16 protein-coding genes are annotated in these 15,262 nt (G+C 60.6%); 8 read left to right on the forward strand and 8 right to left on the reverse strand.

Going from position 1 to position 15,262, the window contains the following annotated elements; translation table 11 throughout:
* The first annotated feature begins 351 nt into the window (after positions 1-351).
* Positions 352-627: a DUF1153 domain-containing protein gene (locus HJB89_RS23920; RefSeq protein ID WP_007533628.1), complete on the forward strand. Its 276-nt coding sequence runs from the start codon at positions 352-354 to the stop codon at positions 625-627.
* 20 nt (positions 628-647) lie between these two features.
* Here the strand turns inward: HJB89_RS23920 and HJB89_RS23925 are convergent, their stop codons facing one another.
* On the reverse strand, positions 648-1,115 hold the full coding sequence (locus HJB89_RS23925) for a paraquat-inducible protein A (protein WP_207581539.1): 468 nt from the start codon (positions 1,113-1,115) through the stop codon (positions 648-650).
* A gap of 133 nt (positions 1,116-1,248) precedes the next feature.
* On the opposite strand from HJB89_RS23925, the gene HJB89_RS23930 reads away from it, so the two are divergent.
* Positions 1,249-1,527 (forward strand): GNAT family N-acetyltransferase, encoded by a 279-nt coding sequence (locus HJB89_RS23930; RefSeq protein WP_207581540.1) that lies wholly within the window; start codon positions 1,249-1,251, stop codon positions 1,525-1,527.
* A 259-nt stretch (positions 1,528-1,786) separates the two neighbouring features.
* On the opposite strand, the gene HJB89_RS23935 is transcribed toward HJB89_RS23930, so the two are convergent.
* Positions 1,787-2,137 carry a hypothetical protein gene (locus HJB89_RS23935; RefSeq protein ID WP_026188505.1) on the reverse strand — a complete coding sequence of 117 codons (351 nt, stop codon included), beginning with the start codon at positions 2,135-2,137 and terminating at the stop codon, positions 1,787-1,789.
* A 435-nt stretch (positions 2,138-2,572) separates the two neighbouring features.
* On the opposite strand from HJB89_RS23935, the gene ctrA reads away from it, so the two are divergent.
* Positions 2,573-3,274 (forward strand): response regulator transcription factor CtrA, encoded by a 702-nt coding sequence (ctrA, locus tag HJB89_RS23940; protein WP_003542362.1) that lies wholly within the window; start codon positions 2,573-2,575, stop codon positions 3,272-3,274.
* 182 nt (positions 3,275-3,456) lie between these two features.
* On the opposite strand, the gene HJB89_RS23945 is transcribed toward ctrA, so the two are convergent.
* Together HJB89_RS23945 and chpT are read right to left on the reverse strand one after the other, a co-directional pair.
* The gene (locus HJB89_RS23945; RefSeq protein WP_207581541.1) at positions 3,457-3,819 is read right to left on the reverse strand and encodes a response regulator; all 363 of its coding nucleotides are present in this window, start codon (positions 3,817-3,819) and stop codon (positions 3,457-3,459) included.
* A 121-nt stretch (positions 3,820-3,940) separates the two neighbouring features.
* Positions 3,941-4,588, reverse strand: a complete 648-nt coding sequence (chpT, locus tag HJB89_RS23950; protein ID WP_207581542.1) for a histidine phosphotransferase ChpT — start codon at positions 4,586-4,588, stop codon at positions 3,941-3,943.
* Positions 4,589-4,782: 194 nt separating this feature from the next.
* Between chpT and HJB89_RS23955 the strand changes: the two genes are divergently transcribed.
* The gene (locus HJB89_RS23955; protein WP_221132316.1) at positions 4,783-5,370 is read left to right on the forward strand and encodes a DUF1134 domain-containing protein; all 588 of its coding nucleotides are present in this window, start codon (positions 4,783-4,785) and stop codon (positions 5,368-5,370) included.
* Between the two features lie 116 nt (positions 5,371-5,486).
* Positions 5,487-6,647 carry a hypothetical protein gene (locus HJB89_RS23960; protein ID WP_221150602.1) on the forward strand — a complete coding sequence of 387 codons (1,161 nt, stop codon included), beginning with the start codon at positions 5,487-5,489 and terminating at the stop codon, positions 6,645-6,647.
* Positions 6,648-6,706: 59 nt separating this feature from the next.
* Here the strand turns inward: HJB89_RS23960 and HJB89_RS23965 are convergent, their stop codons facing one another.
* Positions 6,707-7,531 carry an RNA methyltransferase gene (locus HJB89_RS23965; protein ID WP_221140867.1) on the reverse strand — a complete coding sequence of 275 codons (825 nt, stop codon included), beginning with the start codon at positions 7,529-7,531 and terminating at the stop codon, positions 6,707-6,709.
* Between the two features lie 7 nt (positions 7,532-7,538).
* Positions 7,539-7,925 carry a hypothetical protein gene (locus tag HJB89_RS23970; RefSeq protein ID WP_221140869.1) on the reverse strand — a complete coding sequence of 129 codons (387 nt, stop codon included), beginning with the start codon at positions 7,923-7,925 and terminating at the stop codon, positions 7,539-7,541.
* Between the two features lie 41 nt (positions 7,926-7,966).
* Here HJB89_RS23970 and HJB89_RS23975 point away from each other — a divergent pair, with 41 nt between their 5' ends.
* Positions 7,967-8,992, forward strand: a complete 1,026-nt coding sequence (locus HJB89_RS23975; protein ID WP_221140870.1) for an RluA family pseudouridine synthase — start codon at positions 7,967-7,969, stop codon at positions 8,990-8,992.
* 180 nt (positions 8,993-9,172) lie between these two features.
* Positions 9,173-10,081: an RNA polymerase sigma factor RpoH gene (rpoH, locus tag HJB89_RS23980; RefSeq protein ID WP_007630673.1), complete on the forward strand. Its 909-nt coding sequence runs from the start codon at positions 9,173-9,175 to the stop codon at positions 10,079-10,081.
* 208 nt (positions 10,082-10,289) lie between these two features.
* Here rpoH and HJB89_RS23985 read toward each other — a convergent pair whose 3' ends face one another.
* Together HJB89_RS23985 and HJB89_RS23990 are read right to left on the reverse strand one after the other, a co-directional pair.
* The gene (locus HJB89_RS23985) at positions 10,290-12,794 is read right to left on the reverse strand and encodes a hypothetical protein (protein ID WP_221140872.1); all 2,505 of its coding nucleotides are present in this window, start codon (positions 12,792-12,794) and stop codon (positions 10,290-10,292) included.
* 60 nt (positions 12,795-12,854) lie between these two features.
* On the reverse strand, positions 12,855-14,153 hold the full coding sequence (locus HJB89_RS23990) for an adenylosuccinate synthase (protein ID WP_207581549.1): 1,299 nt from the start codon (positions 14,151-14,153) through the stop codon (positions 12,855-12,857).
* A 191-nt stretch (positions 14,154-14,344) separates the two neighbouring features.
* On the opposite strand from HJB89_RS23990, the gene HJB89_RS23995 reads away from it, so the two are divergent.
* Positions 14,345-15,262, forward strand: a complete 918-nt coding sequence (locus HJB89_RS23995; protein WP_207581550.1) for a DMT family transporter — start codon at positions 14,345-14,347, stop codon at positions 15,260-15,262.

The following is a 15,262-nucleotide window of genomic DNA, read 5'->3' on the forward strand; positions in this document are numbered from 1 at the left end:
GCAAAAGGCTCCGAGCCGGGCGTTGGCAAAGACGACTTTTGCACTGCATCCGACGAACCAGATCACCAAAAGCGCGAGCTGGACTGATACACCAAAAGGAACGGAGACGATGTCTTGCGCTCAGCCCTATACCCAGCGCCACAAAGATCATCCCGGGAAATCAGTCCTAGTTCTTCGGCTCGCCCCCTTTTTTCGGCGCTACAAATTAACGATCTGCAGATGGCCGTCCCAGGCCACCGGCCGCGCCAGGGCATCTAAATTTGTTATCAAAGTCTTACGATGAGTTTAGGCAAATTTTAAATGTGGCAAGCTAGAGTGGCGTCCGTGGTCTTGCGTTGTGTAGAGAGTCCAATGACCGAAATGATACGTCCCCGAGTTAAATATGTCATCGGCCCCGATGGCAGCCCCCTGACGATCGCGGATCTTCCGCCGCCCAATACGCGGCGCTGGGTGATCCGTCGGAAGGCAGAGGTTGTCGCGGCTGTTCGCGGTGGCCTGTTGAGCTTGGAAGAGGCCTGCGAGCGTTATACGCTCACGGTCGAAGAATTCCTCTCCTGGCAGTCATCGATCAACAGCCATGGCCTTGCCGGCCTGCGCACCACGCGCATCCAGCAATATCGCCACTGATCGCACGCCATCATCGACATCTATTTCGGGCCGGACGCATCTCCCGTCAGGGAATGAAGAAGGCCCGAAATCATTGACGAGGCGGCGTAACACCAGAGGCCGGGCTGGGTGAAGGCATTTGCCAGCCCCGTTGTCTTCGCCGCCGCAATGACGATCGCGACCAGCAGCACGTCCATCATTGACCACTTGGACAGATGCGGCACGACGCGACGATAGAACAGGCTGCCGGCCCCACCGCCGGCGGTCGTCACTTCCGCGGCAATGCCGATCATCTTCAGAAGCGGGAGCAGAATCGAAACCAATGCGACGATCGCCGCCAACAGCCCATCCCCGCCTTGCCACAGCGACATAACGATCTCGATGAGCGAAGGCGTTCTGTCGAAGAAATACAGCGTCTCGAAATGGACCAGCGGCAGGACCAGGCCGAGCGCCAGGAAGAACGGCGCGGCCACCAGAAGAACGGGGCGGATCATCAAAAGCGCTCTCATTGCGCTGAACCCCGCATCGATCCGACATTTTTCATGAACACTTCGTCTCCCAAAGAATCGCCGCACAGGCTTGGCACGGCTGTGTGGCCGTGTCACCGTCGGCTACCACCATATCTGGTTGCAAGGAACGACAATGGACATTCGAAATGAAGATGGCGCCTCCGGGGGCCGCTATGCAGCCGAGGTCGAAGGGCATGCGGCGGAGATGACCTATTCGCGCGCATCGGCGAAGCTTATCATCATCGACCATACGGCTGTACCCGATGCGCTGCGCGGCAAGGGTGTAGGCCAGGCATTGGCGCTTCATGCCGTGGAGGCAGCCCGAACCGGCGGCTGGAAGATCATACCGCTGTGCCCCTTTTTCAAGGCGCAGGCACAGCGCCATCCGGAATGGCAGGATGTGGTGAACTGATTCTGGCCCGAAGGGGCGGTTTTAAGCCGACGACCCTTCAGACGGCGAAAACACCAAAAGCCATGTATGACGGACAGTGCGCCCGTCATACATGGCTTCTCAGTGGCGATCGCCAGGGCGCCGAAGTCGGCGCCCGCGGTTTTCTTTTACGCCCTAGAACAGGATGATTTTAGGCCAGATCGGCCTAAGATCTGAATCCTGTTCTAAATTGAAGAGTAAGAGCATGATGTCGTCCGAAAACCGCTCACACTTTTCGGCATCATGCTCTGGCGCGGGCGCCGCTGTCACGCTCTTCCAGCGCCGTCGCTCTTGCATATTCGGCCTGCATCTCCTCGAGCGCCATTTCCAGCGTCTCTTCCTGCATCTTCAGTTCCTTGATCGAAACCTGCAGGTTATCGGCCCGCTGACGCGCGGCCTTGGCGAAGGTCGGATAGGCAAAGTGATTCGGATCTGAGATACCGGACTTCTTTTCCTCGACGACGATCTGGCTTTCCAGATCCTTCGTCATTCGTTCGAATTCGGACATCATCATCTGCAACTGCTGCAATTGACGTCGTTTTTCGTTCACCTGAAACTCTTTCAGACGAACGAGGCTCTCTCGCGACTTCATACGCATTACTCCCGTGATGCGAGACCCCGGCTCAACTTGAAACCGCCCTGCGCGCCGCTTTGACACGGTTTGCTAAAAAATTTCCTGCGATATTAACAAATACCTACCGCTGGTAACCTTTCGTTTACGGGCATCGTTAATGATAGGCCAGATGATTTAAGGGTCGGTAAATGCCGCGGCATGAAGTTCGAACCTTTTCATTGGCGAGTCGGATGAATCACTTAGCGCCTTTTCCTAATGTCAAAGTTTAGGAGCGCCATTTGAGATTCCTATTGGAAAACAGAGAAATGGAAAAAATATTTAATAAATTCGATACTCCTTGCCAGAGTGAATTAGAATTTGTTAACCATTTCGTGGCAGCTTCCAAATCACGTAGCGTGTTCGGTATCGTGTAGGGGGCCAGACCACCTTTCGGCGGCGGTAAAGGGGATAATTATGCGGGTACTTCTCATCGAGGATGATAGCGCGACGGCGCAGAGCATCGAGTTGATGCTGAAATCAGAAAGTTTTAATGTTTATACCACCGATCTCGGTGAAGAAGGCGTCGATCTGGGCAAGCTGTATGATTATGACATCATCCTTCTCGATCTGAACCTGCCCGACATGTCCGGATATGAAGTGCTTCGCACGCTCCGGCTGTCCAAGGTCAAGACACCGATCCTCATTCTGTCGGGCATGGCCGGCATCGAAGACAAGGTTCGCGGCCTCGGCTTCGGCGCCGACGACTACATGACCAAGCCCTTCCACAAGGACGAGCTCGTCGCCCGCATCCATGCCATCGTCCGCCGCTCCAAGGGCCACGCCCAGTCGGTCATCATGACTGGCGAACTGATCGTCAATCTCGACGCCAAGACTGTCGAAGTCGGCGGCCAGCGTGTCCACCTGACGGGCAAGGAATACCAGATGCTGGAGCTGCTTTCGCTCCGTAAAGGCACTACCCTCACCAAGGAAATGTTCCTGAACCACCTTTATGGTGGCATGGACGAGCCGGAACTGAAGATCATCGACGTCTTCATCTGCAAGCTCCGCAAGAAGCTCGCCAACGCCGCCGGCGGCGCCAACTACATCGAGACCGTCTGGGGCCGTGGCTACGTTCTGCGCGAGCCGGATGGTGCCGAATACGCCGAAACCGCCTGATTTTCCGATCCCCCTTATCGGATAACGAAAATCCCGCCCTTTCGGCGGGATTTTTCGTTTCTGCCTGGCAATAAGAAGCCGTCCTGAGAGGATCGGGGCTGGATCGGTACAAAGGGAAACAATGGCTGCGGCCGAACGTGCTTACACCTTCGGCATCATGCTGCATGGGGAGAGGCATGCCATCAGGCAGCGATTGCGCGGTTTCCAAAAACAGCGGTCAAGATCTTGCGATCGAACGGCTTCAGCAGGAAGTCGGTGGCACCGGCCCGTTTGCCCGCCATCAGCTTCTTCAGATCCGCCTCGACGACACAGTAGTAGATCTTGACCTCTTTGCCGCCGTCCATGGCGCGGATGGCGGCGATGAGGTCGAGAGCGCCTTCCATGCCGGAATCGACGATCAGATATTCCGGCAGCTCCGCCTGGCAGCGCTGCAGTGCCTCGGCGGCGTTGGAGGCCTCGCTGACAAGAAAGTCGAGTTCAGAGAGAATGCGCTTGCCGACCTTGCGGACGATATCCGAATTATCGGTGATCATGAACCTTTGCATGGGCGCTCCTTTGCCCCCGCATTCGTCGCAGCAAGAGGCCTCTTACAACCCTGGAGGATAGGTCCATCAGGCTAAGGAATCGTTACCGGACGGGCGCGTACACCCGCCCCTCGCTCCGAAATCAGGCAGCGGCGGCTACCGCAGTGAACACCAGCTCTTCTGGGCTGGCGCTGTGATCAAGCGTCATTCCGCACTCCTGCGCCAGAAGCACGGTGTAATAGGGCTGGATCGAATGAGCGTCGATCGCCTCCTCGATGGTGCCGGTCGATATCTCGACGAATTTCGGCGGCAAGCGCATCAGTTTGCCTTTGGCCGTGAGCTTGAACCTTGCATCGAATTCGGGGTTCTCAAGCGTTACTTCGAGGACGCCGCCGCGCGGGATAGCGGAATAAGCAACCAGAAAGAGGTTGAGCAGCAGCTTGACGCGATTCTTGGCGACGATGGCGCGCGGCCCGTTCCAGATCACTTCGGTCTTCTTCTCGGCGACGGCGAAATCTTTGGCTGCTCGCTCGGCCTCGCCGGTGTCGATCGAGGCACCGACAGAACCCGAAGCGCCAAAGGCGAGACGTGCGAATTTCAGGCGGACGGAGGCGTTGAGCGCGCTGGTGCGGATCAGGTCCATCGCATCGGCATCGGCACCACCCTCATCCAGGAGTTCTAGGCCGTTATTGATCGCACCGACCGGTGAGATGACATCGTGGCAAACGCGGCTGCAAAGAAGCGCGGCCAGATCCGGGCCGGCCAAGGTGAGATTAAGGTTCTTGGACATCATCGTCTCCTGAGGGGCAGCAATTTCATTGCGCCCGGGAATATGCTTCATCAAAATTGCGCGAAGTTTGCGATCGTATTCGGTGCCATAATGACACCATATTTGGTAAACCGATTGTTAAGATCATCGGCGCAAAATGCACCAATCGCCGCGAGCGCTTGCCCGCTCCAGCCAAACGACGAACGGATGATACCATGCGCCCTCGATTTCCGCACCGATTCATCGACTTCTACAGGTTGCTTTCGGCCCTCGTCTTCTCCTCGCTGATGGTTGCCGGACCTGCCTCTGCCCAGGACAACGGCCAGTACACGATGCAGGAAATCGTCGACGCCGGCCACTCCTTCTTCGGTTCCGCCAGCGGCGGACTTGCCAAAGTCGTCGAGAGTGCCTTCCAGAAATACGGCCTGCCAAATGGCTACATTCTTGGACAAGAGGGCGGCGGCGCCTTCATCGCCGGTCTCACCTATGGCGAAGGCCAGTTGAACACCAAGAACGCCGGCGAACATAATCTCTACTGGCAAGGTCCCTCGCTCGGCCTCGATTACGGCGGCCAAGGCTCGCGCGTAATGATGCTGGTCTACGACCTGCCCTCCGTCAACGGTATCTATGCCCGGTTCGGCGGCGTCAGCGGCTCTGCCTATGTGATCGCCGGATTCGGCATGACGCTGCTCAAGAACAATGACGTCCTGGTCGTGCCGATCCGCACCGGCGTCGGCGCCCGCCTGGGTATCAATGTCGGCTATCTGAAGATCACCCAGGCACCGACCTGGAACCCCTTCTGAGGCCGCAAGGCCGCTGGAATCCATCCCCGCCGGCATCAGCGGCCTTGCCATGCGTGTCCTGCGTGCTTAATCATCGCGGCTGACCCCGTATCAACCTTCGAATCGATGGCCGCGCCGTGATCGAATATGCTCTCTTGTTCGGATTGGGCTTCCTGACCGCGGCCTTCCTCGTTTTTCTGGTCTCACCCGCCGTTCACCGCCGCATTGTCTGGTATACCGAGAACCGCTTGAAGGCGACCATGCCGCTAAGCCCGCAGGAGGTTCGCGCCCAGAAGGATATGGTGCGCGCGCTCTATGCCGCTGAAAATGCCCGGACCGCCCAGGACCTTCTGCGTGAGCGGGAGAAATCCCTTTCGCTCCAGCTTCGCCACGACGCGCTTGCCGTCGATGCAGGCAGGCTTGCCGCCGATATCGGCGAATTGCAGGCCCAGATCGGCGAGATGCATGTCGAGGCCGCCGAGCAGCGCTCGCATCTGCGCAAGGACGAGAATTATATCAGTCAGTTGAAGACCAATCTGCATATTGCCGAACAGTCCGTTGCCAACAAGGAGAGCGAACTGGCGACGATGAGGACGCGGCTGAGCAAGCTCGGCGAACAGACCGATGGACTGAGGATCGACCTGGCTGCACGCGAAACCGAGGCGGAGAGCCTGAAATTTCGCGCCAACGCCTTGCGCGACGAACGAGACACGTTGCGCCAGGACGTCACCCTGCTGCAGAAGCGTGCCAAGGATGCCGAACAGAAATTGACGCAGCAGCAGCACATGGTGATCCGCCTGGAGGATAAGGCCGCGCGCGACAGCGCGTCGGCCGCCGAAAAAGAAACCCTGGTCGCTCGCCGCCAGCAGGAGATCGTCAAGTTGAAGGAACAGTTGAAGGCCGCCAATGCCGAGATCCGCAAGGTCAACCGCGTGCTGCGCGACGCCGGTCTTGCCGGGATGGCCGCGGAGTTGCCGGCGGAGATGGCGGCCGAAGATACGACGACAGTCACGCTCGACGCCGCCGTTGTCACGGCAGAGATAGGCCAGGATGTCCGCAAACGCAGCGCCGCCCTTGCCGAGCGCTTGCAAAAGGCAAAGGCCGTACCCGGGCGCGATGGCACGATCCGTGAGGAGATCGCCTCGATCGCCGCCAACATGGTGGCGCTGACCGCACTCAACGAAGGTCCCTCATCGCCGATCCGCACGCTTCTCGCGGAGGCTGCGGAAAAGAACCCGAACGATCGCGTCAGCCTTGCCGACCGGGCAACGGCGATCATCGCCGATCCCCAGCGCTGAGACCTGCAGCAATTCAATATGCTACGGCGTCCTTCGTGTGTCTAAAAAGACGCTATAATTTAGATCCGACCCATCGCGGAAGCCATGGAAAATAGAGCGATCCCCGTCGCCGTCGCGGCGTTAAGGCTGTCGAGTTCCTCCGACTGTGGAATGCGCGCGCTCTGAAAGCGCGCAAGCAGCGCCTCCGGCAACCCCTCCCCCTCCGTGCCGACGACGAGCGCCATACGCATTGAAGCCGGAATAGCGCGGATATCGGTCTTGCCGTGCGGCGAAAGCGTCCAGATGGCAAAGCCCCGGTCGGCAAGTGCCAGAAGCATATCCAGTGCCTTGCCACCGCGCCGGTGCGGAACGCTCAGCACCGAACCAACCGAGACACGCAGCGCCTTGCGGTAGAGCGGATCACAGCTGGTTTCGTCGAGCAGCACTGCGTCGGCCCGGAAGGCGGCTGCATTGCGGAACATCGAGCCGGCATTGTCATGATTGGAGATGCCGCAGCCGACGAGAACCAGCGCCCGTTCCGGCAGCGCGTCGAGAAGTGCCGCCTCCCCGCGATCCTCCCGCCGGCCGAGTGCGAGTACGCCGCGATGCAGATGGAAACCGACGACGCCGTTAAGCACATCAGCCTCGGCGACAAAGACCGGCACGTCGGCCGGCAGTCGTTCCAGGATCGGCAGAACGCCGTCGACGCGGTTGCGCAGCAGCAGGATCTTCTCGGCGATAAAGCCGCGGTCTCCCAGGTGCGCCTCGGCGAGCATGCGCAGCACGACAGTGCCTTCGGCGATGAAGCGGTTCTCTCGGCCTGTCAGGTCACGCTCGCGGATGTTGCGGAATTCCGCGACGCGCGGATCGTCGGCGCTGTCGATGGCGATCGGGACGGCGGCCATGCCGACCTCAATTGCCCGAGACAGTGAGATCGGCGACGGAGCGGCCAGTCCTGAGATCGAAGACCAGCGCCTTACTCTTACCCTCGGCCGTCTCGCCGTAAAACAGGATCTGCCCTGCAGAAAACGAAGTGGACTGCACCTTGAAGCCGAGCGGCAGGGAAACCGTCGCCGAAAGCGGCGCATCCGAGGGCACGCCGGAGGCGGAAACCGTCGCCGCCGTGTCCTTCGGTTCGCTGTGCATCGTCTTGTAGACAACCGCCCCGAAGACCGCCATAAGGCTCACGAACATGATGGCGCCGGAAACGATCTGCAGGCGGACCATCTTGCGCCGGACACTTTCCATCGCCGGATCAAGGGGCTTCTCTTCCTGATCGTCTGGCTCGATAGCTGTCATCTGTGCGTCCCATTCTAAAAATACGTCGGAGAAGAAGCGTCTTGAGCGACCCCTTTAAACAAGCAGCCGGCAATAGAAAAGTCCTGACCGCCGACGAAACCGCAGAAGGCCGGCTCGACACCTGGCTGACGGCACAGGTCGCCGAGGAATTTTCGCGCAGCCGCATCAAGGCGCTGATCAAGGACGGCCAGGTTCTTCTGCGCGGCGAACCCGTCACCGACCCCCAGCGCAAGGTGCGCAATGGCGACAGTTTCGAGATCACGCTTCCCGAGCCGGAAGACCCGACGCCGCAAGGCGAGGATATTCCTCTCGATATCCTCCATGAGGACGAAGACGTCATCGTCATCTCCAAGCCTTCCGGTCTCGTCGTCCATCCCGGGCCTGGCAACTGGACGGGGACGCTGGTCAACGCGCTGATCTATCATTGCGGCGATACGCTCTCCGGCATCGGTGGCGTGCGCCGGCCTGGAATCGTCCACCGTCTAGACAAAGACACGACAGGGGTCATGGTCGTCGCCAAGAACGACATTGCCCATCGCCACCTCTCGCTCCAATTTGCCGACCATGGCCGCAGCATGCCGCTCGAGCGCGCCTATCAGGCCGTCGTCTGGGGCCGGCCCCGCACGCTGACGGGCACGGTCGACGCGCCGCTTGGCCGCGCCACCGGCGATCGCACGCGCCGCGCCGTCAAGCGCCCCGACAGTCATGACGCAGACGAGGCGATCACCCATTACGAGGTGGTCGAGCGCTTCCAAGAAAAACCCGACGCGACCGCGCTTGCCTCACTGGTCGAGTGCCACCTCGAAACCGGCCGCACCCATCAGATCCGTGTCCATATGGCCCATATCGGCCATCCGCTGCTTGGTGACACGGTTTACGGCGCTGGCTTCAAGACCAAGGCCAATATCCTGCCCGAAGAAATCCGCAAGGTCGTCAACGGTTTCGGCCGCCAGGCGCTGCATGCCTTCATGTTGCAGTTCGAGCATCCCCGCACCGGCGAAATCATGCGTTTCGAAGTGCCGCTACCGGATGATATGGTAGAACTGGTCGAGTCATTGCGAGGATAGAGGCGTCTTCGACCCCATCTCACACCTGCGTGAGCGGCACCTTGAACCGCCGTTTCGCCACACTTATCTGTATGTTGACTTAGTGCGGGCTTGCAGTAGAGCCGCATGTCCCGGTTTGCCTTTTTTAACGCGAGAACGCGTTGCCAACGGGAGCCGGAAGCCATTTTAGGAGGGTGCACTATGGCCCGAAATACCTTGCCGTCCATTACCGCCGGCGAAGCCGGTCTCAATCGTTACCTCGATGAAATCCGCAAGTTTCCGATGCTTGAGCCGCAGCAAGAATATATGCTCGCCAAGCGTTATGCCGAGCACGGTGATCGCGACGCCGCCCACCAACTCGTTACCAGCCATCTTCGCCTCGTCGCAAAGATCGCGATGGGTTATCGCGGCTACGGCCTGCCGATCGGCGAAGTCGTCTCCGAGGGCAATGTCGGTCTGATGCAAGCCGTCAAGAAATTCGATGCCGAACGCGGCTTCCGCCTTGCCACCTATGCTATGTGGTGGATCAAGGCCTCGATCCAGGAATATATTCTGCGTTCATGGTCGCTCGTGAAGATGGGCACGACCGCCAACCAGAAGCGCTTGTTTTTCAACCTGCGCCGGCTGAAAGGCCGTATCCAGGCAATTGATGACGGCGACTTGAAGCCGGAGCACGTCTCCGAAATCGCCACCAAGCTGAAAGTCTCGGAGGAGGAGGTCATTTCGATGAACCGCCGGCTGTCCGGCGACGCTTCGCTGAACGCGCCGATCAAGGCGGCCGAAGGTGACGGCGGCCAATGGCAGGATTGGCTGGTGGACGACCATGACAGCCAGGAAGACGTGCTGATCGAACAGGATGAGCTCGATACCCGTCGGCGTATGCTGGCGAAAGCGATGAGCGTGCTGAACGAGCGCGAACGCCGTATCTTCGAGGCTCGTCGCCTCGCCGAGGATCCGGTGACCCTGGAAGACCTTTCGACCGAATTCGACATCAGCCGCGAACGCGTCCGTCAGATCGAGGTCCGCGCCTTCGAAAAGGTGCAGGATGCTGTCCGCAAGGAAGCCCAGGAACGCGCCAAGGCCGTCCGCGTCGTCGAAGCAACGGCATAGACCTGCCGCGTGAGAATGCATGTCGCCCGGAAGTGCGTAGTGGTTCCGGAATAACGACATTAGAATGCGCCCGATAAATCGCGTTTTGATGCGACGCGCTTTAGAATTGAAGAAGGCGGGTCCTTGCGGCCCGCCTTTCTGTTTCATTCTCTTTTCGCAGCCTCGGCACCCTGTCAAAGGCCGGGAAAGCTGGCATTGCGGACGACCATCACTGACTCGTCGACACATCCCCGAGCGCAGTCCATTCCTTGATAGCGGTATTGAAGGCGTCCGTTCCCGTGCCCCCCTTTTCCATCGTCAGTAGCGCGCGGCGACCGTTGCGGTAGGTGACTGGGATATCGATCCAGCTACGGGTCGCCATCAGATCGAGATTGGCCTTGCGCGCATCGGGATAGTCGTTGAGCGCGATCATGTGGAAATCGTCGGTGATCTTGGCCGGAACCGCGATCAGCGCGTCGCCGCGGTCCTGCTCTGTGCGCTTCATCGAGATGCGCTGGACGCTGTCGATGCTGCCGCCTTCGAAATTCGGCGGCACCGAGAAAACGATCTCGACCAGATGACTTGCCGGCAGCGACGGATCGGAATTGCGTTTGAAAGTGACGAGTGCCGAGAGATTGCGTTCCGGCACGGTGACGTTGCCTTGTACCGTCGCCTCCTGGCGGCCGTCCTGACCGGCCTCGTGCTGCACACTCCAGACGACGGATCCCTCGATCGCGGTTGGCGAGCTTTGGCCGATACGTTCCTCATAGAGGAACATCTTTTGCGACGAACCGACGGGGGCGGTCTGCTGCGGAGATGCCGCCGGGCCGTTCGGCGTCAGCGTTTCGGCTGGTGCGACATCGCCCTGGGCGCTGGCAGGCGGCGTATCGGCTGCAGCGACATTCTGTTCGGCGACCGATTTTCCTTCCGCGGTCGGCGTTCCCGGCACCGTCGCCGGTCCGCTGTCGACCTCGGTTCCATCCATCAGCAGCCGCTGAGTGAATTTCGAATTGGCCACGGCGCCGTCATTGTTCAATGACGCCACCTGCGGGTTCGGCTGGGCCGGCGCCACTGGGGTATTCTGTGCTCCTGGCGTGGTCGGCTGAGCTGGCGCCACCGCGCCCGGCTGGGCAGGCGTCGCGGAGTTAGCCGGCGGCGGCGTCTCGTTCTTGGTCGCCTGCGACGGTGCCGAACTGACGAGCCCGTCGACCATCGCCACCAGCGCCTCTCTGTTCATCCAGCCGGCATAGGCGCCGCCACCGATCAAGATGAGTGCGAAGATGAGTGTGATCACGGTGCCGATGCCGAAGCGGCGGCGCTTCGGCTCCATCCGGAAATTCTTGCCCTGCAGCTTGGAAGCGACGATCCGATCGATATCCATCGCCGGATTGGCGTCATCATCGTCAGTGGCGACCGAGCCGCGGCGGTCGTAGCCGCGCAGCGCCTTCGCCTCGCGCCATTCCTCGCTCGGCGCGCCGCTTGCAGGCGCCGGCTTGCCGTTGTGCACTTCCGCGAAGATATCGACATCGTCGAAATGCGAGGCCACCGGCGTCTTCTTGCTGCTGCCGGCGTCGATCGGCGGCAGATCGTCGAAGGCTGCGGTCTCCCAGGAGAAACTTTCCTTGGCCGTCGGCATGACGGCCGCAGGCGCGACTTTTTCGAGGCTCGAAATCACCTCTTCGAAGGCGCGTGCCGAGACGTCGGCGGTGACTGGCGCCGTTTCCGAATATTGCCGGAGTTCCTCTTGCGCCCATTCGGTCTCGGCATCCTTCGGCGCCGGAGCCGGCGTTTCGGCGGCGGGCTCGCTCCAGACGGGATCGAAATGCGCTGCGGCATCGGCCTGCAGCGGCTCCTCGCGGCTGTGCTCGACGAATTCCTGCGGACGATCGAACTCTGCAACCGGCTCCACCAGCCGATGGGCAGCATGGTCTAGGCCGCGCGCGACGCGTTGGGAGGCGTCGATAGGCTCGTACGCCTTCTCGGCAGCCGGCTCCTCGCTTTCCACCGTCGCCGGTTCGGCCGCGAGTTCTTCGGCCTCTGCGGGATGCTGCTCGTCGGGATGATATTCGCCGGATTCCTCGTTGCGATTCTCGGCAGGCGGCTCCCAGCGCTCATCATCTGCAGGCCAAGCCTCGGCAGCGATGTCGCGCCCCTCGCTGGAATGCCATTCCTCGGCCGGCGCTTCCTCTTCATGCGAGGGATGCCAGTATGTTTCGGTAGGAACGGGTGTCTCTGCCTGCGCGGGAGCGGTGGCCTCGGCCGCAACAGACGTCTCCGGGAGGCTGCGCGCTTGCTCGGAGAGAGGTTCCTCGTCCGCCAGCTTTTCCTGGGGCTCCTGCGGCGCGGCTGCCTCCAGGTGATCCGGCTCGTCGGCGGGCTCAACCGCCTGCGGTTCCGCAGAGGCTTCGTAGGTCGGCTCTTCGACGACAGGCGCAGGTGTTGGTTCGCTTTCGTCGTGAACCGTTTGTTCTTCCGAAGATTCCGGCGCGGGGACCGCGGCAACCGCCGCCTCGAGCGGCAGCGCTTCGGAGTGTTCGCCTTCCACTTCGCGGATGGCGGCCTCGAGCTTTTCGAGCTGGCGTTGCAGCATGGCTTCCGGCGGACGCGGCTTCATGTTCTCGAGCTGCCGCTGCACTGCGCCGCGGGCACGTTCGTAGACTTTCACCCGCATCTCGGGGGTATTTTCAGCCAGGCCGTCGACGGCCCGCCGAATAACTGCAATAAAATCCGCCATCAGTACTTTCTCAAGAAGTCCGGCACCCTACCGAACTATCCTCCACAGTGACCCGTGAGCTTAATCCTCAAACGGATCGGTCACAAGTATCGTGTCATCCCGCTCCGGGCTCGTGGAAAGGAGCGCGACGGGCGCCCCGATCAGTTCCTCGACCTGGCGAACATATTTGATCGCCTGCGCCGGCAGATCCGCCCAACTGCGGGCGCCGACGGTCGATTCTTTCCACCCCTCCAGCGTGATGTAGATCGGTTCGACCCTAGCTTGCGCTCCCTGGCTTGCCGGAAGATGATCAATCTGTTCGCCGTCGAGCATGTAGCCGACGCAGATCTTCAATTCCTCGAGGCCGTCGAGCACGTCGAGCTTAGTCAGCGCGATACCCGTGATGCCGTTGGTGGCGATCGATTGGCGCACGAGTGCGGCATCGAACCAGCCGCAGCGCCGCTTGCGCCCGGTCACCACGCCGAACTCATGACCTTTTTCGCCAAGGAACTCACCGATGGCGTCCTTCAGCTCGGTCGGAAACGGACCTTCGCCGACGCGCGTCGTATAGGCCTTGGTGATGCCAAGAATATAGCCGAGCGAGCCCGGTCCCATGCCGGAACCGGCCGCGGCCTGGCCGGCCACGGTGTTAGACGAGGTCACGAAAGGATAGGTGCCGTGATCGATATCGAGCAGGGTGCCCTGCGCGCCCTCGAAGAGGATACGGGAGCCCTTGCGGCGCTCCTTGTCGAGGAAGAGCCAGACGGTATCACGGAACGGCAGCACCCGATCGGCGACCGAGGTCAGTTCATCCATGATCGTCTGGTGGCTGACTTCGGCGACGCCGAGGCCGCGGCGAAGCGCATTGTGATGCGTCAGAATACGGTCGACCTTGCCGGCAAGACTGTCGAGATCGGCAAGATCCATCACCCGGATGGCGCGGCGGCCGACCTTGTCTTCATAGGCCGGACCGATGCCGCGGCGTGTCGTGCCGATCTTGGTGCCGCTGTTAGATGCCGCATCCTCGCGCATCGCATCGAGCTCGCGGTGCAGCGACAAGATGAGCGTCGCATTGTCGGCAATGCGCAGATTATCAGGCGTCACCGTCACGCCCTGGGCCTCCAGTCGACCGATCTCGGCGATCAGCGCATGCGGGTCGACGACGACGCCGTTGCCGATCACCGCCATCTTGCCCGGGCGCACGACACCGGACGGCAGCAGCGACAGCTTGTAGCTCGTGCCGTCGATGACGAGCGTGTGGCCGGCATTGTGTCCGCCCTGATAGCGCACGACAATATCCGCACGCTCCGAAAGCCAGTCGACAATTTTGCCCTTGCCCTCGTCACCCCATTGCGAACCGACCACGACTACGTTCGTCATCCAACTCTTCCTGTTACCGGCGGAAAACCGCACACCTGCTCAAACCCGCGCATCTATAAAGCTTTGTTTTTGGGAAAGCGACCCTGTTGTCACAGGTGATTGGGCTTTTTACGTGACAAATCAGCAGCCGGCAGGTTATTGCCCGTCACAAAACGCCGCGCGGCGATCGCGGAAAGATGGGAAGAACGCTTTTGCAAGCCAGGGCCTACATCTGCCTCGTTATCGCCACCCTCTGCTGGGGCGGCAACTCCGTCGCCGGCAAGCTCGCACTCGGGCATATCAGCCCGATGATGCTGACCTTCCTGCGCTGGTTTATCGCCGTGGCGCTGATCGCCCTGATCTCGGTGCCCCAGCTCAAGAGGGACTGGCCGGTGGTCAGGAAGAACCTGCCGTTGCTCTTTTTCTACGGCGTCATCGGCTACACGCTTTTCAACGCCATGCTTTATTCGGCCGTGCAATATACGACGGCAATCAATGTCGCCATCGAGCAGGCCGGCATCCCGATGCTGATCTTCCTGCTGAATTTCATGTTCTTCCGCACTGGCATTTCGCTGGCCCAATGTCTCGGCTTCGGCTTGACGCTGATCGGCGTCGCTCTGACCGCCGCTCATGGCGACCTGACAACGCTGCTGCAATTAAGCCTCAACCGCGGTGATGGGCTGATGCTGATCGCCATTGCCGCCTATTCGGTCTACACGATCTTCCTGCGCTGGAAACCGCCGCTCGACTGGCGCACGCTGATGGCGATCCCGGCATTTGCAGCCATGCTGACCTCGGTGCCGCTGCTCCTTTGGGAAGCCGGCCGCGATGCCGCGCAATGGCCGGACCATGCTGGCTGGATCATCACGCTCTACACGGCGATCTTTCCCTCGCTGGTGGCGCAGATCCTCTATATCAAGGGTGTCGTGGCTATCGGCGCCAACAGGGCCGGCCTGTTCATCAATCTCGTGCCGGTGTTCGGAACGCTGCTCTCCGTCGTCCTGATCGGCGAGACGCTGCAGTCCTTCCATGTGATCGCGCTGGTGTTGACCTTGGGCGGCATCGCGATCGCCGAAAAAGGCCGGCCGAAAGCTTCGGCCGCGACTGTTCCCGCCTCACCGGTGGATTGA

The organism is Rhizobium sp. NZLR8 (assembly GCF_019685025.1).
Taxonomy (GTDB): domain Bacteria; phylum Pseudomonadota; class Alphaproteobacteria; order Rhizobiales; family Rhizobiaceae; genus Rhizobium.